Here is an 18450-nt window from a genome sequence, read left to right as displayed (position 1 = left end):
ATCGATGAGCCTGTTTAAACGTATTCGCAATATCATGAAGAAGCCTGAGCCTCCACTGGAAGAGAAAAGCATCTTCACCATCGGCCCCGGAGACGTATGCGAAGTGTCCTTGACGCTCTATACGGTCGCGGGCCGTACCGTTAACCAACGTCGCGGCACCATCATGCTCACCTTGCAGGATGGCGCCTCAACCCGCTATCTGCTCATTGAGAATCGGGCGACCACGCAGTATGCTCTCTATCATGCCATCGACGGACGGCTTGATTCCATCCACGAGGTGCCCGTTCAGTTGGAGCTGGACGGACGCATGTACCATATGGAGGAGCAATATGCCGGACATATCACCACTACGGGGAATACCCCGTTCATGCAAGGCGGCGAGCAGTCCGTCTGGCAGTATCAGTCCGATGATCGTAAGCTGCTGCGCATCGAATGGCTGGACGGCCGCTTCATGCTCTATGAAGGCGACAGCATCATTACGGCCGATGTTCACGTGCTTCGGGGCGGGACGAATTAATCCATCCCGTACAAAAAGGCTGAGCTTGAGCAATCAAGTTCAGCCTTTTTCATATGATTAAATAATGAGGCTGCTAATCGCAAAGGCGAAGCCGACATAGACGGCGAACAGCATCGTTCCTACCGCAGTATTGCCTTTAATGAGCTGCTCCGATATTTTGAACCCCGGCGTCAGCAGATCAAAGATGAAGTACGCCGCCAGCAAGCACACGTAGCCGATGGCGAACCAAAGCATCATAAACCAAATGGATGAATTCGTATAAGCCGCCACGCCTAGAATAATGGCGGTGGACATAAACTTGCCGCCAAGCGCGAGCCCTACGGCAACATTCCCCTTCTTCAGCTCTTCCATATCCTTGAACGGCGTAATGAGATTAAATATAATCATACCGACCAATTGAAGCAAAATAATGACCGCCACGCTAACTACAATGTTAATGACTACCGTCAATTCGCCCACCCCCGAAATTTCGCATATGCCAAGTCATAATCGGCAAAATCGTGCACTTCCTCCAAATGTACGTCTACCGTCTTCTTCTTCTCAAAATCCGTATATCTGGCATCGTCGATCGGCTGCTTAATCCGGTTACCGGAAGGAAGCTCCACAATCGCAAAATTGCGGGTCTCGCCTTTATACTCGGTCTTGTATACGCCGACCAGATCGACTTCCGTTGTTATCGCTACCTTCAGTTGCTCCAGATCTCCCTTGGCCGTCGACTCGTCCTTGAAGGACTTGATGGTTCGCCATGCTGACAATCTGATCTCATTACGTTCGTCTGCGCCGGTTACGAGCTCGGCATCCATAAATTGCAATATCCATGCCTTATCCCCTGTCGCATAATTGCCATCATTAGGCATCAACTCGTTATTCGGCAACAGCGTCATATCACTTCCGATCAGATCGCCCACCGTGCCCTCTACAATGCGGTAATCCCAAGGCACACGCACCGCCTCATTGGCCGGCTTGGATGATACGGAGTCAACGGTATACGTAGCAGAGTTGTTAAATACAGAAGGGTAATTGCTGCCGCAGCCCGCTAGCACCAGCATCAAGCTAATCGCGCCAGCCATCCACACGGCTCTGCCCCGCTTCCTGCTTAATCCCCATCGTCTCGTCATTCGCAATTAATTCACTCCTATCGCTATAAAATGGCTTGTGTTCCCGGTAATCAAGCCTCCTGCACGGCCTAGCAGGCCGCACGGCTGTCCATTGATGACGAACATGCCGGTGAGCAGACGAAGCTCTCCCACTGGCGTAACAATGCTCGCCAGCTCTGCGCGCTTCTGATAGACGGTTGGGAACAGCCTGCTCGTGTCGAATCCGTCACGGTCCTCCAGCTCCAGCTCGCCGGAAGCGTCATACAGACGGACCGAACCGCCCTCGCGCCCGAACATCGACTTCGACACGAAGCTGCCCTGGAATACCGGCTTATTGTAAGCGGGAAGCATATATGTGGCAATCGCTTCGCGCTCTTCTTCCGTATACAACTGGCCAAGCTCATACAGCCCCCATATGACTGCCATCAACCCCTTGGACTGCAGCAATATGCTGGCCGGCGGATTGAACAGCTTCAGATTGCCCGACTCCACCGCGTAGGCGAGCGCATCACCGCCATCGTCAACCGCCATCCACTCCTTCGGGTAGAGCGCGAACATGCTGCGTATGGCTTCTCCTTGCCCATCCCGCAATATGCCTTCATCGACGTACAGCTCCAGACAGTCCTTGCATGGCATGTCCAGGCCGCTATGCCGCACCAACGCTTCAATCGTTCCGGAATCCTCCATATGCTCGCCATAGGCGACGCAGGCGGCGATCTGCGGCCGCTCTTCGCCCCATGCGGCAGCTACATGCTCCTTCATAGCGGCATTAGGGGAGTCGATACCGGCCTCCGCACACAGCCAAGGCGTAGCAATCGCAGACTCCACATAGCCTGTCGGTGTATCCGCATTAAGCTCAAGCAGCTTGATGACACCATCGCCCGATACCGCGAAGTCGAAGCGGGCATAACGGCTAATGAAGTCCTCTTCCGGCAGCTCCATATCGTCGACCATCGGCCATAGAATCTCCGGTATGCCGAGCAGATCATATAGTCCGTGATTGCGATGAACATATCGTGCTGCACGGTGAAATACCTTCCACAGCATCACAGATGCCTGTCGAAGCTCTTCATAGCACGCTCTGTCCATCCCCACGATAGCATCAATCCAGTATTCTTCTTCCTCCAGATTGGCCCAAGTGAATCCCAATTCCGCCAGCGCCTCTACTCGTTCCTCCCGATTCGGCTGCGGCTCGGTCAGCATACGGAATACTTCCCTACTCATCCTCCGAACCCGCTGCTTCTGCTAGAGCTAGTGGAACTGCTTCTGCTGGAACCTGATGAGCTAACGCTGCTGCTTTTGCTTCCAGATGTGCCCGAGGAGCTTAATCCACTTGATTTGCCACCAATACCGCCCGGCTGAGACGATGTCGATCTTCTCGTCACTGAGCCTGTCGTCGTAGACGTCTTCGGCCGTACGGAAGTGCCGGCAACTTGCTTGTTCTGGAACATATCGCTCGTATAGGTCTTGGGCTGGTACGATTGCTTCGACTTCGAATAATACGACTTCGTATAGTAAGCCGGACGCTTGTTGTACCAGCCCTTCGACGAATAGCTGGACCCGGCATTGAATAACAGATGATACAGAAGCAGATCGTCCCAGCCGAAGCCGGATTCGTATCGATGGATAACCGTCGTCTCTCCGGAACCGGATCCTTCCGCCTCTTCTTGCTGTACGGCCAAGCTTTCAGGCGTAATCGGCAGACTCCAATCCACCTTCGCATCATAATACTTCTTCACTTCTTCCGTTGACCATGACACCAGCTTCGGCTGCTCATCGGAGCTGCCGGCGGTACCGCTCGTCGCCATCGCGCCAGAGCTGAATACGGCATTGGCCAGCAGGGCGACGCCGAGCGATGTGGACAATACTTTCAACGGCTTGCCGTCTGCTGCGAACAGCTTGGGCGACGCCGTTTTATTGTTGCTCTGCTCTTGATTCAAGCTGCATTCCTCCCTCTCTTGTACTACTAGCTGTCGTGCTTCATCTTGACCAGCAGAAGCTCGAGCCTCTCCTGATCGACATTCAGCCTGCCTTCAATCGTCTCGTATTCCTGATCGCTCACAACCAGATAATTGACATGCTCCAGAGAAGACACCATATTCATGCTCCAGCGACGCGTTTCAATCTCCTTCATCTCGCCCCCTGGGAGCTTCTCGATTAGTACAACATTCAAGCCTTGATCCATTGCAGTCTACCTCCTCTCCGAGCACATTCGCATGATAAGATTATACCTTATTACGGTCGGAAGCGGCATATGTTCCATGCAATTGGAAAAAGAATGGGAACAAGGAAAAAGCAGAGCATAAATGCTCCGCTTGTCATCGTAAACGATTCACTTGCCCGCTCTACTCCTCCCACCGCGTTAAAATGATGGGCCCTCCCTTCGTAATTGCCACTGTATGCTCGAATTGAGCGGCCCATGCTCCGTCCACCGTCTTGGCTGCCCAGCCATCCGGCATGATGAAAACGTCCGCGCTTCCCTTCGTAATGATAGGCTCGATGGTGATGACCATCCCTTCCTCCAGCCTGACTCCGTCTCCCTTCACTCCGAAATGGTCGACCTGGGGATACTCATGCAGACCCCTGCCAATACCATGACCGACGAACATCTTCACGACTTTATAGCCTTCTCGTTCCGCACATTTCTGTATAACATGGCCGATATCGCCGATGCAATTGCCCGGGACAGCTTGCTTGATGCCTGCCAGCATGGCAGCCTTGGCCGCCCGTATCAGCTTGTCGGTCGAGCTTGTCGTCTTGCCGATCGCATAAGTCCAGGCAGAGTCCGCCTTCCAGCCGTCCACATCGGCCACCATGTCTATCGTGACGATATCTCCCGATTCCAGCGGCTCCGTATCTGGAAATCCGTGACAGACAACATCGTTAACGGATGCGCACGTGGCATAAGGATACCCCTTGTAGCCTTTCTGAGCGGGAATCGCTCCGCGGTCCAGCATGAAGCGCTCCACGAACCGGTCGATCTCCTGCGTCGTCACCCCCGGCGCTAGACGTCTTGACAGCGCTCGGTGACATGCAGCCACGATTCGACCCGCCTTGCGGATGCCGCGGATGTTCTCCCTTGTCTTCAATTCCAATTCCAATGCCATGTACGATACCTCCTCGAAGAATAAGCCATAACGCAAAATAGGCGTATATGCTTACCCTATTCCGTAACTCGAGGGATCATAACTATTGCGATAGAAATTCATTATTCTGCCGCTGGTCTAGTACATATTCTACATAAAAAAAGAAAATCTCTTGCTGCTGCAACGGTTGCCTTGGAGCCTATTTCACACAGTAACATACGATAACGCACGTTCTGGGCTCCATAAGCTCCAGGGCAACCGTTAACCTGCCCATTAGCCCATTAGGAGCCAATTAAGCGCCAATTAAGCGCTGTGGTAACCGTTCCATTGCTTACAGCTCAGGACTCGCAACTTTTACCTTGTCTAAAGCGAATATTATCCCGAAAATGTATACTTTCCTACACGAGAAGAAAGCCCTGTTGTCCGGCTTCTGCCGGAAACAGGGCTTGTGGAATGATCATCGATTCGAATTGTTATCCTACAGAGGAGTTCAGCCTGCCTAGTTCATCCTCTACCAGCGAGGTTAGTTCGTCCTCATATCCGCCCGTAATGCGATACTTGCGAATATAGTCCTTCACAAACTTCCTTGGGTCCTTGGGTTGAAAAATTCTCGTTAGTTCCTTCAGGCTTTCCTTGACTTCATTCTGGCTATGCTTCGCCATGAAATCTCCTCCTTATACACTGGATGGTCGTCCTAAACAGTAATAATCGAGAACGTATGCGGCTCTTACACCGCAAGAACCCCCCTTCGGTGCAGGCAACTCCATGGCCATTCGAGTCACAATGTTTTCATTTTTCTTACTATTATAACAGTTCGGTCACCAATAGAAAAGTAAACTATTCTTAATCGCACCTGTTATCGTCGCCGGAAATGTCATTCATGCCGGAATCCTTGGATACCGCAGCTTCTGAAGCCGAAGCGGAAGACAAGGGTTCAGCGCTTGTATGAGTCGACGCCTTCTCCTTGCGGAACAGCCTTAAGTAGGCGACAACTCCAATGATGGCAACCGCTATTCCGAACGCAAGCACAAGCGTCGTTACCCAGCCTTGAACCAAGTCTTCGCCTCCTTTCTTCTATATCATATATCGGGTTTCCGGCAGCGGTTGTGTAGAGCGCTTCCGAGATACATATCACCTTCCAAATATTTGCTGTAATTATAACAAATTGAAGAAGCGCATACAACCTAGCAGCTCTCACTTTCGTTCCATGCTATTATCCGTTACCTTCAACGCCCAATGTCATCATGACCGCAATATGCATATCATATGCTTAACAGGTTCATACGTTACAGAATGCGATAAGTTCCACTGCCCCATGCCAGCAGCTTGCCCGCCTCATCCTTCACTTCCGCCAGCAAGGTCAGCGTCCGTCCGGATCGATGAATCAGCTCCGATTCGCACAGCAGCAGTCCGTTTCCGGTATTCGCTAGAAAGTGGGTATTCAAATTCGTCGTCAATGCACTTTCCTTCGTCTCCGCCAGCATGACGACAATGCCCATTGCGCTGTCCATCATAGACATCAACACGCCGCCGTGCACGATGCCCAGCAGATTCAGATGAGAAGGAGCAACTTCAAGAGAGATCGTCGCACTCTTCTCGTCGGCATGCGTCACCTCGCAGCCAAGCAGGCCCCAGAAGGTGGATTTGGCGCGTTCTGCAAGTCGAGTTATTTGACCGGCGTCATCCGCATTCAACTGAATCCACTTGTCGTTCCCCATGTCCTTCATTCCTTACGCTGGTCTGCGGCCGCTTCAGTAGAAGTTTCCTCTTCAATCAGCTTGCGCCGCAGCACTTTTCCGACCATTGTTTTTGGAAGCGTTTCCCTGAATGTGTAGTGATTGGGTACCTTATATGCTGCAAGTCTGGTTCTGCACCATTTATCCAGTTGACTTCTTGACACCTGCCAGCCCTCCTTCAGCACGATACATGCCTTCACTGTCTCCCCTCGGTAATCATCCTTCACGCCGATAACAGCAGCTTCGCGAACGGCGGGATGCTCATACAGCACTTCCTCCACCTCCCGGGGATACACATTGAATCCGCCGGCGATAATGACGTCCTTGATGCGATCCATGATAATAAAATATCCATCTTCGTCCATCGTCGCCAAATCGCCGGTTCTCAGCCATCCGTCCTGAAGCGTCTGAGCGGTCTCCTGAGGTCGATTCCAATATCCCTGCATCACTTGCGGACCGCGTACAACCAACTCGCCCAGCTCGCCCTGCTGCAACCTCTTGCCCGTAACCGGATCGATCACGGCGGCATCCGTATCAGGAAGCGGTAACCCGATCGTGCCAATCTTGCGATGTCCCCATATCGGATTGGCATGTGTCACCGGTGCCGCCTCCGACAGGCCGTAGCCTTCAATTAACCGTCCGCCGGTCAACGCCTCGAACTGCTCCTGCACCTCAAGCGGCAATGCTGCGGATCCGCTAATGCAAATATTGATGGAGGTCAAGTCCATCTCTGCAGATCGGGCATGATTGATAAGCGCGACATACATTGTCGGAGCTCCGGGGAAGATGGTCGGTCTCTGCTCCCGAATTGTCCGTAGCACAGTATCTGTCTCGAATCGCGGCAGCAAGGTCAGCGTGCCTGCTCGCATGACCGATAAATTCATCAGCACCGTCAAGCCGAACACTTGGAACAGAGGTAGCGCGGCCAGAAAATTCTCCTTAGCCTCCTCCGCCTTGTAGCACCAGGCTGCAATCTGGCATGTATTCGCGACAAAATTCCCATGACTAAGCATGACGCCCTTCGGCGTCCCCGTCGTACCTCCCGTATACTGCAGCGCCGCCAGTTCATCGCCTTGTGCAAGCGGCGGAAGCTCAACGGAAGGAATGCGCCCGCTCATCAGCTTGCGGTAAGACCTTACGCCGAGCCGGCCGTACGGAATACGGGAACGGAACCCTTCCTTCCGTTGCTTGATGGGGTAGAGCATACTCTTGGGAAAGGGCAGGCCATCCTTGATCGACGTAATAATGACATGCTTCAAGTCCGGCACAGGCCCGTTGTCAGGCTCCTCCCCCCTCACACGGGCTAGCCGGTCATACAGCAAATCCAGCGTAATGATCGCCGATGCTCCGCAATCCTTCAATTGATGCTGCAGCTCCCGCTCTACATAAAGCGGATTCGTCTGCACAACTATTCCACCGGATAGCAGAACGCCATAATAGGAGACGACCGCTTGCGGACAATTAGGAAGCATAATGGCCACACGGTCTCCCTTCTGCACGCCTAGCGCGGCCAGATTGGAGGCAAGCCTTACGGCATCCGTATGGATATCCCGATATGTCAACGTCTTGCCCATGAAGTGTACGGCGGGATGGGTCGGATAGCGATTGACAGCATCAAGCAAAAACTGGGCAATGCTACCGCCCGGATAAACAAGCGTCGGCTCCACTTCCCCGGGGTAATGCTTAAGCCAAGGACGAGTTAGCTCCGGCTCGTCATCCAGGACTGCTTCAGAGGAACCCTCTTCCTCTTCCGCTTGCTCTTGTACAGCCTCCTCCCCGCTCTCCTCCGGATCAGAATAATTAGGTATAGGCGAGTCTTCCGGTCCAATCCTCGACATGACTGATCTCCCCCTTTATACCACATAGTGCTCACTTGCAATCACTCTGGCCGCTATTGTCCGCTTCCGCCCGATCGTATCCTTGAGCGGGGCGCGCATGAGCTTCTTCAACACCGACAACTGCACTTGAAGCGCATCTCCCTGCTGAAGGGCAGAGAGGGCACGCTTGGCAAGCGAATCCACCTCCTCCATCGTCTCCTGAACGAATACTTCCGTCATTATAACAGCTGTCTCGCGGCTTGCCTCCACTGCCGCCGACGCCGTTGTCTGCATCAGCAGCTTCTGCGTACGCAACAGGACGCTCTCCATCGCAAATATTCCAATCATGAGATCGGCTAGTACGCATAGCACCTCCTGCTCCTGCTCTAGTGATGTTCCATGCGTCTGCACCGCAAGACCCAGCGCCGCCAGGCAGATCCTTTTCGCTTGTGCGATTCGGTAAGCCTCCTGACTTAACGGCTCCTGGAATACCGGCAGCGGCATAGGCTGCATCAGCTCCGCCTGCAGCGCCTGCGCCTTATGCAGTAACGGGATCTCCCCTTTCATCGCTCGCTTCAGCAGTGTGCCGGGAATCAGCATTCGGTTGATTTCATTCGTCCCTTCGAATATGCGGTTGATTCTAGCATCGCGATAGATGCGCTCTACTTTGTATTCGCGGATATAACCGTATCCGCCGTGTATTTGCACCCCCTCGTCGATAATGTGATCCAGCGCCTCCGATGCGAATACCTTCACAATGGAGCATTCCAGCGCATATTCGCTAATCGCTTCCGCAGCCATCATCCCTCCATTGCCGGAACCGTCACCGCTAGCTTCTTCAGACCCGCTAAGCATGCTGTCGATCCATCCCGCCGTCCGGTACACCATGCTCTCCAGCACGAACGTGCGGATATTCATATCTGCCAGCTTCGCTCCGATGAGCGGATAGGAGGAAATAACGCGGCCGAACTGCTTGCGGGCGTTAGCATAACCGCTGGAGAGCTCAATCGTCTCCTTGGATGAACCGAGACAGGCCGCGCCAAGCTTGAAGCGTCCAATATTCAATATGTTGAAGGCGATCTGGTGCCCCTTGCCCACCTGCCCCAGCACATTGTGTACCGGCACCGGCACATCCTCCAGGAAGAGGGGGCAAGTCGACGATCCTTTTATCCCCATCTTATGCTCCTCGGGCCCGACGCTGAACCCTGGATAACCCCTCTCCACAATAAAAGCTGTAAAATGCTGCCCATCTACCTTGGCATACACAATGAATATATCCGCGAATCCGGCATTCGTAATATACAGCTTCGATCCGTTTAATAAATAATGCTGCCCGTCTGCTGAAAGCTTCGCTGTCGTGCGCGCTCCAAGCGCATCGGAGCCGGAAGCCGGCTCTGTCAGGCAGTACGCGGCAATTCTCGTGCCGGCGGCGAGATCGGGCAAATACGTCTCCTTCTGCTTCGCCGTGCCGAAGAAGACGATGGGCAGTGTGCCGATCCCGGTATGAGCGCCTACCGACAAAGCGAAGGAAGAAGATCTCGCCATCGTCTCGGCCAGCAATGTCGTGCTTACCTTATCCAATCCCAGCCCCCCGAAAGGCTCCGGAACATCCGCCCCCAACAAGCCAAGCTCCCCCGCCTTGCGCATCAGCTCCACCGTCAGCCCGTAATCGAGCGCTTCGATCTCCGCATCGCGCGGCGTTACTTCTGCAGCCAGAAATTGCTCTGCCGCCTGCGACATCATCCGCTGCTCTTCCGTAAAGTCCTCAGGCGTCACCACCGCCCCCGGCAAGCTGTCCTCGATTATAAAACGCCCGCCGAATCGCACTTTGTCCGCCATATGCGGCCATCCCCCTCTCCGAATAACATGTCACTCTCGCGCTTAATAGCTCGCATACACTTCAAATACGCCAGCTGCTCCCATTCCGCCGCCTATGCACATCGTGACCACGCCGACGCCCCCACCGCGCCGACCCAGCTCATGAATAAGCGATACCGACAGCTTACTGCCCGTACAGCCAAGCGGATGGCCCAGCGCAATCGCTCCGCCGTTCACATTGACCCGCTCCGCATTCAGCCCCAGCTCCCGAATAATGGGCACACACTGCGCCGCGAACGCTTCATTCAGCTCGAACAGATCCACTTGCTCCTTCGTAATGCCTGCGCGATGCAGCGCCTTCGGTACGGCTTCGATTGGGCCGATGCCCATCATCTCCGGAGCGACGCCGGCCAGGCTGAAGCTTCGGAATGCAGCCAGCGGCCGCAAGCCATGCCGCTTCGCGGCAGATCGGCTCATTATAATAACGCCGGCCGCTCCATCGCTCATCTGGGAGGAATTGCCCGCGGTTACGGTACCGTCTCGCGCGAATGAAGGCTTCAGCGGCGCCAACCTTTGCACGGTCGTCTCCGGTCTCACTCCTTCGTCCGTATCGAACGTGAATACTCGCTTCCATGGCCTGCCGACTTCGTCGCTCCCTGATCTACTTACCGTCACAGGAACGGTCTCCTCCCGGAAGCTGTTCGCCGCAATCGCCGAAGCCGCCTTCTGATGGCTGGAAGCGGCGAACTCGTCCTGATGCTGCCGGGTCACACCATAGCGGCGGGCCACCTCCTCGGCCGTATGGCCCATCCCCATGTACACTTCCGGCATGCTCTCTGCAATATCTGGATGCGGGGACAAGTGAAAGCCTGTCATCGGTACATGGCTCATGCTCTCTACGCCGCCTGCCAGTATGCACTCCGCCTCCCCGATACGAATTCGTTCCGCTGCATAAGCAATAGACTGCAGCCCGGATGCGCAGAAGCGATTGACCGTGACGGCCGGCGTCGTATGTGGAAGACCCGCATACAAGGAGATGATGCGAGCGACATTGAGCCCCTGCTCGCCTTCCGGCATGGCGCAGCCGAGAATAACATCCTCAATCTCCCCTGCAGACAAGTCCGGTACCCGGCTCAGCAGTCCTAGGATGACGGCCTTGCCCATGTCCTCCGCTCTCGTCTCCGCCAGGCTGCCCTTCTTCGCCTTGCCTACCGCCGTTCGTGCAGCGGCAACGATAACGGCGTCTCGTTCATAGTTGTCGAACAATGATTTCAGTGACATGCACTGCCTCCCTTCGGCTCGCAGGCACGAGCCAGATACATGCGTCTGCGCGATGTGCATTGACGTCTACACACTCAGTTGCGAAGCGGCTTGTTCGTCTCCAGCATATGGCTCATGCGCTGCTGCGTCTTCGGCTCGCCGCACAGGCTCAGGAACGCTTCGCATTCCAGATCCAGTAAATACTGCCCGCTCACTTTCGTCCCGAACGCCACGTCCCCTCCACTCAGCACATGCGCCAGCTTCCCGGCAATGAGCTCGTCATGGGGACTGATATAGCCGCTATGCTTCATGGACTGAATCGCCAGCGCGAGCACAGCCTTGCCCTCTCCTCCCGCTACGGGGATGAGGGGCTGCGACGGCGGAGAGTAGCCTTGCCTGTCAAGCTCCAGACATTCATGCTTCGCTTCCCCGATGCGCGCATCCTGCCGCATAATGACGCGGTCGCCAGGACGATGGAAGCCGAGCGCCCTCACCCCGAAGCCGCTGGTGGAATGCTTCGCCAGCGCGATCGTCTCGAATAACTGGTTCAGCTGCGGCTGGAGCAGCATTGGACTTGCTTCCGACCGGCCGCCGGACGCCGCCTGTGCCCGATCGGCCGCCAGCATGGCCGCCGCCATGCTGCCTCCGCCTGCTGGAATAAGCCCGACACCTGTCTCGACCAGCCCGAAGTATGTCTCCGGCGAGTAGATGATGCGGTCGGCCGGCAGACACGCTTCTACGCCGCCGCCCAGCGTCATCCGATGCGGCGCAGCGACGACCGGTCTGTCCAGGGAAGCGAGCAACCCCATACTGCGTTGGAAGTAACGAATAATGTCCTCTACCTCATCCCAGTCGCCGCTCTGGGCTTCCATTAACAACAAGGCCAGGTTGGCTCCCACGCAGAAATTGCGCCCTTCATTCGCGATAACGAGTCCCCGCCAATTACGCGACACCTCCTCGGCCGACAAGGTGATTGCCGATAGTATATCGCCGCCAATCGCATTGCTTGTCGAGTGGAATTCCAGACAGACAACATCATCTCCGATGTCAATAAGACTTGCTCCCGGCGTGGAGAGAACAGTTCGCCCCGCTTCCTTAAGCCCCGCCAGGGAGATGCAATCGCCTTCGCCGCTCTCTTCCCGGTAACCACCGTCATGGGCGAACAAGCGCTTCGTTCCTTCACACCGATAGAAGCTGGAGTTGCCTCCGGCAATCCATTCCTTCACCCATGCCGGAACGACATCTCCTTCCTGCTCCATGCGCCGGACGGACTGCTCCAGACCGATCGCATCCCATAGCTGGAACGGGCCAAGCTCCCAGTTGAATCCCCAGCGCATCGCTTTGTCGATATCCGTCAGATGATCTGCGATGACCCCGTTCAGGCTGGCGGCATAGAGAAGCGTACGCTTCAGGCAAGCCCATGCGAACTGGCTGTGCGTATGCTTCGGAGCTGCCGATAACAGCGCCCGCACCTTGGCTGCTGCGCCTCCTGCGGCCTTCACCGCCTCAAGTACAGGAGAGGAAGCACGCGATGGCGATCCGTATTCCAGCGTGGGGAACCGCAGCGACTGAATCATGCTGCGGCCATCTGTTCCGGCTGTCTTGCGATAGAAGCCGGCTCCCGACTTGCTCCCCAGCCTGCCCGACTCCACCAGCTTCACCAGCAGCTGGGGCCTGGCGAATATCGCCCTTTCCGCGGGATCGGCGCTTCGATCCAGGACATTGTCCACGACATGCAGCAGCGTATCCAGTCCAACCATATCCATCATCCGGAACGTGGCTGTCTTCGGCCTGCCCATCGCGGTTCCCGTCAGCGCATCGGTCTCTTCCACCGTCAATCCGCAGCGGAGCGCCTCTTCCAGCGTCACCAGCATCCCATGTGCGCCAATCCGATTCGCAATAAAATTCACCGTATCCCGCGCAAGCACCACCCCCTTGCCTAGCCTTCGCTCGCATAGCTCCGTCAGGAGCGTGACCGTCTCGGGGGATGTATCCGCGGTGGGAACAATCTCCACCAGCTTCATGTATCTGGGTGGATTGAAGAAGTGCGTGGCGGCGAAGTGTTGCCTGAAATCGCCGCTTCTTCCTTCCGCCATCGCTCCAACGGATAACCCGGACGTATTCGTCGTCACGAGCGAACCTGGCCTCCTGGCCGTATCTATGCTCTCTAATACCTTGCGCTTAATATCAAGCCGTTCCACCACGGCTTCGATAATCCAATCCGCTTCTCCCGCGGCGGAGAGATGATCGCTCAAGTTGCCCGTACGAATCCGGCTGATCCATGACGGATCGTAGAGCATGGGCGGCTTGGCATGATGGATTCGCTTGACGGCTTCATCCGCCAGCCGGTTCCTTACCTTGGCGTCCCCCAGCGTCAGACCCTTACTGCGCTCCTCCGTCGTCAACGAGCCCGGCACGATGTCCAATAGCGTCACTTGCATGCCGGCATTGGCCAAGTGAGCGGCAATTCCCGCGCCCATTATGCCCGAACCGATCACGACACATCTACTTACTCTATCCGCTTGCCTGATTCGCCCATGAGATGGCATCATTCCTGTTCACCTCGCCCCAATTTGTCTCCCGATGCGCCGAATACACTCTCTGCTAGCAGCTCCGCCACATCTCTGGCCGCCACTTCCTCCTCCTTGGCCAGCGACTTCAGCCCATCCTCCATCATCGTAAGGCAATAAGGGCAAGCCGAGCTGATAACGGACGGCTTCACTTCCAAAGCCTGTGCCGTCCTGGCATAATTCATCCGCGTTCCCTCGAGCTCCTCCATCCACATCAATCCGCCGCCTGCACCGCAGCACATCCCGTTGCTCCGGGACCGCTCCATCTCGCTGACGACGACGCCGGGAATAGCGCGGAGCAGGGTGCGGGGAGCTTCGTATTGATCGTTATAGCGTCCCAGATAGCAGGAATCATGGATCGTCACTTTTTCCACTACCGGATATTCCGGCATCAGCCTCCCTTCTTCCACAAGCCGCTTCAGCAGCTCGGTGTGATGCTCCACGACAATGTCACATGGCATGCCGAAGTCCGGATATTCATTCTTGAACGTATTAAAGGTATGCGGGCATGCCGTAACAATATGACGAATCGCATACTTCCGCAGCGTATCGATGTTCTCCCGGCACAATTGCTGGAACAACAGCTCATTGCCTATTCGCCTTGCCGTATCGCCGGAGCTTCGCTCCTCCTCGCCAAGCGTGACGAAGCGCAGACCAGCGCGTGTCATCAGCTTCACCAGATCGTATAATACACGCCTGCTCCGGTTATCGTAGGCTCCCATGGACCCTACCCAGAGGAGCACTTCCGGCGGCTGGCCACCGCTTCGCAGACATTCGGCCATCGTGACTACGCGTATTCCCGTTTTCCGCTCGCAATCGTCAATCCATTCCGCCCGTTCGGCTCGCGGCAAGCCCCATGGGTTGCTCTGCCGTTCGATATTTTGCAAGGCGCGTTGACCGTCGGCGGGAAGCTTGCCTTCCATCAGGACCAGATGCCGCCGCATGTCGATAATTTTGTCTACATGCTCGTTACCAACCGGGCACTGATCTTCACAGTTACGGCAAGTCGTGCACGACCACAGCTCCGCTTCTGTCATCACGTCGCCTATCAAGGCGACTTCCTCCGCCTGTCTGCCCTTCTGCCCATTCCAGGCCGTCTTCTGGCTCGCCATCGTCGAACCGATATCCGTGGCGAACTTCCGCATCCCTTCTTCGCTCCGCGTCAACTCATCGCCTGGCGCAGTGTCGGACGAGGGGATAACAGCTCCCATCGCATGCGCGGCCTCTGGTTCGCCTCTCTGCCACAGCCCTGCGGGCATCCATGGCGACCGGGATGTAATCGCCGCCCCCTTCTCGGTCAGATGATCTCTCAGCTTCACAATGAGATGCATCGGAGACAGCAGCTTCCCGGTGTTGGATGCCGGACACACATTCGTACAACGGCCACATTCCACACACGCATACAAGTCCAGCAGCTGCTTCTGCGTAAAATGCCGGATGTCTCCCGCCCCGAAGCTCTCTGCATCCTCGTCTTCGAGATCGAGTGGCGCCAGCCTTCCGGGAGGATCGTTACGCCGGAACCATAGGTTGACTGGAGCGACCAGCAGATGAAAGTGCTTGGATTGCGGCACGTAAACAAGAAATCCTAGCAACACAAGCAGATGGAGCCACCAGAACAGCTCGAAGCCGACATGAGCCGCGGCGCTGCCTGCGCCGATGCCTGCCGTTGCCAGCGCTTCCGATATCGGACCACTGACGGGAGCATAAGCCGCAGAGGGAAGATGGCCTCCACCGGACGCTGCCAATCGCTCGAAGGCAAGCGACAAGTAAATAGTCATCATAAGCGTGCCGATCAACCAAAGAACAATGGAAGGCTTCCATCCCCGCTTCAAGCGGGGAAGCCTCTCTATGTAGCGCCTGTATCCGCCGTAACAGACAGCTGCGAGCACAAGCGCAACTGTGATCTCCTGCATCCAGGAGAATAACGGATAGTAGGGCAGCGGCAAGGCATCGCCTCCACTCAATCCTTTCCATAAGAGGTCAAGCGCCCCGAACTGCAGTACGATAAATCCATAGAAGTAGACAAGGTGCATCGCCCCGCTGCGTATATCATTCAGCAGCCGACGATGACCGAGCACTTCGCCCGCTGTTCCCTTCCCTCTGCCCTGCGGCTTGTAGCGCCTGAATGGAACGGGCACACCAAGCCGAATATTGTCCACCCGCCGCTGTACGACCACCGCGAACAGCCACACCATGCCTATGACCGCAACGGCAAATAGACTCCACCGAATCCATGCTCCGATCCCTTGCATCCCGCCCATCAGTTGGAGAGCTGTGTCAAGCATCCCTATTAACGTCATCTTCGACTCCCTCCTCCGTGTAAGGATGTAAGTACACGTATTCGTCCGGACAAGCATTAAAGCGCTTTCATAATAGGTTGACGGTCTTACATATATATGAGGCGCCCGCAAGCAACATGCTGAACAATACGTGCCTGTTGACGGTCTATTCCTCCATATCGTGACATAAGGTAGCACTGATGGAAGAGCGATTGCTGCCGGAGCTGGAGGAACGACAATTCGCGGTTGGAGGTGATGGATGCCGTGCTGAAAATGATCGTATTGCTGAAGCAAACCTTCGATACGGAGGAGAAAATTAAAATAATCGATGGTGCGGTGGATGAACGTGACGCCAAATATGTGATTAACCCTTACGACGAGTACGCTCTGGAGGAAGCCATTCGGCTGAAGGAGAAGCATGGCGGCGAGGTCATTGCTGTAGGCTGCGGCCCCGATAGAGCCAAGGAAGCGCTGCGAACCGCGCTGGCGATAGGTGCAGATGAAGCTATACTGCTGAACGATGAATCCATATCGGACGACGGGAGCCAATTAGCCGCCGCTCTCGCCGCCGTCGTCGCTCCGCTGTCGCCGGAGCTTGTACTGGCCGGCTTGTTCGCCGTCGATACGGGCTCCGGCAGCGTGGCGCTGCAGGTCGCCCAGCGTCTAGGCTTGCCCCATGCGTCCGCAGCGCTGAAGCTAACGGTCGGCACGGAAGAGGAGCTTAGCGCGGCGCATGCGGAGGGTGCTTCCCACTATGCGCTCGTCGAACGGGATGTCGAGGGGGATACGGAGACGGTGTGCATCCCGCTGCCCGCGCTCATTACTGCTCAGCAAGGACTGAACGAGCCGCGTTATCCGTCCCTGCCGGGCATTATGAAGGCTAAGCGCAAGCCGCTCAAGAGCGTTGCGCTGGCCGATCTGGCGATATCAGCCCAGCAGGAGGAGGCCCGTACAGTCAGGACGGAGCTGACTCCGCCGCCCCAGCGGGCTGCCGGCAAGCGGCTGAGCGGTACCCCGGAGGAGCAGGCACGCGAGCTCGTCCGCCTGCTGCAGACGGAAGCGAAGCTGTTGTAGCGGACTGGCGGGCAATTCGGCAGAGATGACAAGAGCCATGAGTTACCAGCCCTTGTAACGCAATTACGATAAGAAGCGACTGGCAGGCTGGGTAGAGGGATGAGAGAAGAGGGCGAGCTTGGAGAAATACGGAGGAAAAGGAGCTGCTGCATGATGACCAAAACGACCAGAACGAGCAGAACGATACTACTGTTCGCAGAGCGCAGGAACGGCGCTCTGCGCCGCGTCGCGCTGGAAGCGCTAGGCGCGGCAAGGCGGCTTGCAGGCGATGGCGGCCAGGTCCATGCCGTCATCGCCTGCGCAGACGGCGCGGCGGAGGACGCCGCCGCGCTTATCGCGCGGGGCGCGGACGTCGTGCATGTCGCCGACGATCCCGCCCTGCGCGACTTCGCGCCCGAGGCGTACATCGCCGTCCTGGGCGCGGCCATGGCTGCGGTGGGGCCGGACGCGCTGCTGCTCGGCCATACCGCTGCGGGGCGCGAGCTCGCGCCCCGTGTGGCCGCTGCCCATGGCGCCGGCCACATTGCCGACGTCACCGCCATCGAGATTGACGATGACGGCGACGTCGGCTTCATCCGCCCGCTCTACGCCGGCAAGGCGTTCGAGCGGCGGCAGTTCCTCCCGGGCCACCCGTGGATCATCACGGTGCGCCCGAACAATATGCCCGCGGCGGAACCGCAGGACGCCGCAGACAGGGGCGGCACCGTGAAGGAGCTCTCCTTCACGGTGCCGAAGCTCTACACCGCCGTCCGCGGCATCGTCAGCCGCGCCGGCGGACAGCTCGACTTGTCCGAGGCCGACATCATCGTCTCGGGCGGCAGAGGCGTGCGCAGCGCGGCGGGCTTCGAGCCGCTGCGCCAGCTTGCCGCTGCGCTCGGCGGCGCAGTCGGCGCCTCGCGCGCCGCTTGCGACGCCGGCTACTGCGACTATGCCCTCCAGATCGGGCAGACGGGCAAAGTCGTGACGCCGCAGCTCTATATCGCCTGCGGCATTAGCGGTGCGATCCAACACCTGGCCGGCATGAGCCAGTCCCGCACGATCATCGCGATCAACAAGGATTCCGATGCGCCTATCTTCGGCGTTGCCGACTATGGCATCATCGGCGACTTGTTCGAGGCGGTGCCCCTGCTCACGGAAGAAGTGCTGCGCGTCCGCCAACCTGGCTGATGACCTTTCTTTTCATTTACATGCGCTAA

At 56.6% G+C, this 18450-nt stretch carries 17 protein-coding genes; 3 read left to right on the top strand and 14 right to left on the bottom strand.

The features are described from left to right. The first annotated feature begins 4 nt into the window (after nt 1-4). Nucleotides 5-517, top strand: coding sequence for a DUF4178 domain-containing protein (locus tag ACFQ2I_RS11940; RefSeq protein WP_377564444.1), 513 nt, complete (start codon nt 5-7; stop codon nt 515-517). Nucleotides 518-574: 57 nt separating this feature from the next. Here ACFQ2I_RS11940 and ACFQ2I_RS11935 read toward each other — a convergent pair whose 3' ends face one another. The 14 genes from ACFQ2I_RS11935 to ACFQ2I_RS11870 form a co-directional block, all read right to left on the bottom strand. Continuing rightward, nucleotides 575-967 (bottom strand): DUF350 domain-containing protein, encoded by a 393-nt coding sequence (locus ACFQ2I_RS11935; RefSeq protein WP_377564443.1) that lies wholly within the window; start codon nt 965-967, stop codon nt 575-577. Continuing rightward, nucleotides 964-1635: a signal peptide protein gene (locus ACFQ2I_RS11930; protein WP_377564442.1), complete on the bottom strand. Its 672-nt coding sequence runs from the start codon at nt 1633-1635 to the stop codon at nt 964-966. Before ACFQ2I_RS11930 ends, ACFQ2I_RS11935 begins: the two co-directional genes overlap by 4 nt. Before the next feature lie 6 nt (nt 1636-1641). Continuing rightward, entirely contained in the window at nt 1642-2838 is a 1197-nt protein-coding gene (locus ACFQ2I_RS11925; protein WP_377564440.1) for a glutathionylspermidine synthase family protein, read from the bottom strand. Then, nucleotides 2835-3554 (bottom strand): hypothetical protein, encoded by a 720-nt coding sequence (locus tag ACFQ2I_RS11920; RefSeq protein ID WP_377564439.1) that lies wholly within the window; start codon nt 3552-3554, stop codon nt 2835-2837. The genes ACFQ2I_RS11925 and ACFQ2I_RS11920 overlap by 4 nt, the downstream gene beginning before the upstream one ends. Nucleotides 3555-3580: 26 nt before the next feature. Beyond that, nucleotides 3581-3799: a hypothetical protein gene (locus tag ACFQ2I_RS11915; RefSeq protein WP_377564438.1), complete on the bottom strand. Its 219-nt coding sequence runs from the start codon at nt 3797-3799 to the stop codon at nt 3581-3583. Between the two features lie 160 nt (nt 3800-3959). Then, complete coding sequence (gene map / locus ACFQ2I_RS11910; protein WP_377564437.1) at nt 3960-4721, bottom strand: type I methionyl aminopeptidase; 762 nt, start codon at nt 4719-4721, stop codon at nt 3960-3962. Nucleotides 4722-5173: 452 nt separating this feature from the next. After that, complete coding sequence (locus ACFQ2I_RS11905) at nt 5174-5362, bottom strand: hypothetical protein (RefSeq protein ID WP_068687297.1); 189 nt, start codon at nt 5360-5362, stop codon at nt 5174-5176. Nucleotides 5363-5543: 181 nt separating this feature from the next. After that, nucleotides 5544-5756, bottom strand: coding sequence for a hypothetical protein (locus tag ACFQ2I_RS11900; protein ID WP_377564436.1), 213 nt, complete (start codon nt 5754-5756; stop codon nt 5544-5546). 230 nt (nt 5757-5986) lie between these two features. Further along, nucleotides 5987-6418, bottom strand: coding sequence for a PaaI family thioesterase (locus tag ACFQ2I_RS11895; RefSeq protein ID WP_377564435.1), 432 nt, complete (start codon nt 6416-6418; stop codon nt 5987-5989). 5 nt (nt 6419-6423) lie between these two features. After that, nucleotides 6424-8274: a long-chain-fatty-acid--CoA ligase gene (locus ACFQ2I_RS11890; protein ID WP_377564434.1), complete on the bottom strand. Its 1851-nt coding sequence runs from the start codon at nt 8272-8274 to the stop codon at nt 6424-6426. Between the two features lie 15 nt (nt 8275-8289). Beyond that, complete coding sequence (locus tag ACFQ2I_RS11885) at nt 8290-10092, bottom strand: acyl-CoA dehydrogenase family protein (RefSeq protein WP_377564433.1); 1803 nt, start codon at nt 10090-10092, stop codon at nt 8290-8292. A gap of 42 nt (nt 10093-10134) precedes the next feature. After that, entirely contained in the window at nt 10135-11352 is a 1218-nt protein-coding gene (locus ACFQ2I_RS11880; RefSeq protein ID WP_377564432.1) for an acetyl-CoA C-acyltransferase, read from the bottom strand. A gap of 74 nt (nt 11353-11426) precedes the next feature. Then, a complete protein-coding gene (locus ACFQ2I_RS11875; protein WP_377564430.1) occupies nt 11427-13883 on the bottom strand; it encodes a 3-hydroxyacyl-CoA dehydrogenase/enoyl-CoA hydratase family protein in 2457 nt (818 codons plus the stop codon). Continuing rightward, nucleotides 13880-16153 carry a (Fe-S)-binding protein gene (locus tag ACFQ2I_RS11870; protein WP_377564498.1) on the bottom strand — a complete coding sequence of 758 codons (2274 nt, stop codon included), beginning with the start codon at nt 16151-16153 and terminating at the stop codon, nt 13880-13882. The genes ACFQ2I_RS11875 and ACFQ2I_RS11870 overlap by 4 nt, the downstream gene beginning before the upstream one ends. Before the next feature lie 294 nt (nt 16154-16447). Between ACFQ2I_RS11870 and ACFQ2I_RS11865 the strand changes: the two genes are divergently transcribed. Further along, nucleotides 16448-17254, top strand: coding sequence for an electron transfer flavoprotein subunit beta/FixA family protein (locus ACFQ2I_RS11865; RefSeq protein ID WP_377564496.1), 807 nt, complete (start codon nt 16448-16450; stop codon nt 17252-17254). A 150-nt stretch (nt 17255-17404) separates the two neighbouring features. Beyond that, nucleotides 17405-18421: an electron transfer flavoprotein subunit alpha/FixB family protein gene (locus tag ACFQ2I_RS11860; protein ID WP_377564429.1), complete on the top strand. Its 1017-nt coding sequence runs from the start codon at nt 17405-17407 to the stop codon at nt 18419-18421. The last annotated feature ends 29 nt before the right edge of the window (nt 18422-18450 follow it).

This window comes from Paenibacillus chungangensis (assembly GCF_042675905.1).
Classification (GTDB): domain Bacteria; phylum Bacillota; class Bacilli; order Paenibacillales; family Paenibacillaceae; genus Pristimantibacillus; species Pristimantibacillus chungangensis.
Note: the sequence above shows the minus strand (reverse complement) of the source record. Positions and strands in the feature narration are given on the sequence as shown.

What these genes read in the sequence shown, in the direction of transcription:
- ACFQ2I_RS11940 (WP_377564444.1), top strand. Translation starts at nt 5, where the DNA reads ATGAGCCTGTTTAAACGTATTCGCAATATCATGAAGAAGCCTGAGCCT.
- ACFQ2I_RS11930 (WP_377564442.1), bottom strand. Translation starts at nt 1,635, where the DNA reads ATGACGAGACGATGGGGATTAAGCAGGAAGCGGGGCAGAGCCGTGTGG.
- ACFQ2I_RS11925 (WP_377564440.1), bottom strand. Translation starts at nt 2,838, where the DNA reads ATGAGTAGGGAAGTATTCCGTATGCTGACCGAGCCGCAGCCGAATCGG.
- ACFQ2I_RS11915 (WP_377564438.1), bottom strand. Translation starts at nt 3,799, where the DNA reads ATGGATCAAGGCTTGAATGTTGTACTAATCGAGAAGCTCCCAGGGGGC.
- map (WP_377564437.1), bottom strand. Translation starts at nt 4,721, where the DNA reads ATGGCATTGGAATTGGAATTGAAGACAAGGGAGAACATCCGCGGCATC.
- ACFQ2I_RS11905 (WP_068687297.1), bottom strand. Translation starts at nt 5,362, where the DNA reads ATGGCGAAGCATAGCCAGAATGAAGTCAAGGAAAGCCTGAAGGAACTA.
- ACFQ2I_RS11895 (WP_377564435.1), bottom strand. Translation starts at nt 6,418, where the DNA reads ATGGGGAACGACAAGTGGATTCAGTTGAATGCGGATGACGCCGGTCAA.
- ACFQ2I_RS11890 (WP_377564434.1), bottom strand. Translation starts at nt 8,274, where the DNA reads ATGTCGAGGATTGGACCGGAAGACTCGCCTATACCTAATTATTCTGAT.
- ACFQ2I_RS11885 (WP_377564433.1), bottom strand. Translation starts at nt 10,092, where the DNA reads ATGGCGGACAAAGTGCGATTCGGCGGGCGTTTTATAATCGAGGACAGC.
- ACFQ2I_RS11880 (WP_377564432.1), bottom strand. Translation starts at nt 11,352, where the DNA reads ATGTCACTGAAATCATTGTTCGACAACTATGAACGAGACGCCGTTATC.
- ACFQ2I_RS11875 (WP_377564430.1), bottom strand. Translation starts at nt 13,883, where the DNA reads ATGATGCCATCTCATGGGCGAATCAGGCAAGCGGATAGAGTAAGTAGA.
- ACFQ2I_RS11870 (WP_377564498.1), bottom strand. Translation starts at nt 16,153, where the DNA reads ATGCAAGGGATCGGAGCATGGATTCGGTGGAGTCTATTTGCCGTTGCG.
- ACFQ2I_RS11860 (WP_377564429.1), top strand. Translation starts at nt 17,405, where the DNA reads ATGATGACCAAAACGACCAGAACGAGCAGAACGATACTACTGTTCGCA.